Here is a 598-nt window from a genome sequence, read left to right as displayed (position 1 = left end):
GTAATGTCGGACACCCAAGCTTGAGATGATGATTGTGGATAAAAGTTCCTCTTTAAAAGGTTTTTAGATATTCTATTAGAATGATTCGAGTCAGTAGTTTGTACTCTGTATTTCTTATTAACTATGCTTTTAATACCCTGACTTTTCATTATCCTAGCCACTCTATTCCGGGATGTCTTAATCCCTTTAAAACTCAATTCTGCATGAATTTTATAACTTCCATAGCGCTTTTTAGATGTATTATAGATTGATATGATTTCTTTAGAGTCTTTTGCATAGGCTATCGACCTAGAAGATTTCTTACGTGATAACCATTCATAAAATCCACTCTTACTAACAGATAAAACCCTACACATATTCTCAACAGTAAAATGATCTTTAAAAGAATTTACAAATTGAAATTTTTGCTGTCGCTCTTGGAGAATATGCTCACTGCCTTTTTTAAGATATCACGATCCATTTGAGCTTGATGTAACTCTGCTTTTAAGCGTGCGATCTCTTCTTGTTCGACTGTCATTACAGGATTACCATTGCCTTTAAAGCTATTATCCTTATAAGTATCGTATTCTCGAACCCAGCGTTGAACCATACTTCTGTC

The 598-nt window shown here is 34.1% G+C and carries 1 protein-coding gene and 1 pseudogene; both read right to left on the bottom strand.

What is annotated here, in order from left to right; all coding sequences use genetic code 11:
- Window positions 1-356 (bottom strand): IS3 family transposase (locus DLK05_RS18290; RefSeq protein ID WP_148114124.1); only part of this gene is annotated, 356 nt, incomplete at its 3' end.
- A gap of 32 nt (window positions 357-388) precedes the next feature.
- Window positions 389-598, bottom strand: a pseudogene (locus tag DLK05_RS17660) (IS3-like element ISDde3 family transposase); the annotation flags it as partial.

The organism is Ancylomarina longa, from assembly GCF_003996985.1.
In the GTDB taxonomy this organism is placed as follows: Bacteria; Bacteroidota; Bacteroidia; order Bacteroidales; family Marinifilaceae; genus Ancylomarina_A; species Ancylomarina_A longa.
Note: the sequence above shows the minus strand (reverse complement) of the source record. Positions and strands in the feature narration are given on the sequence as shown.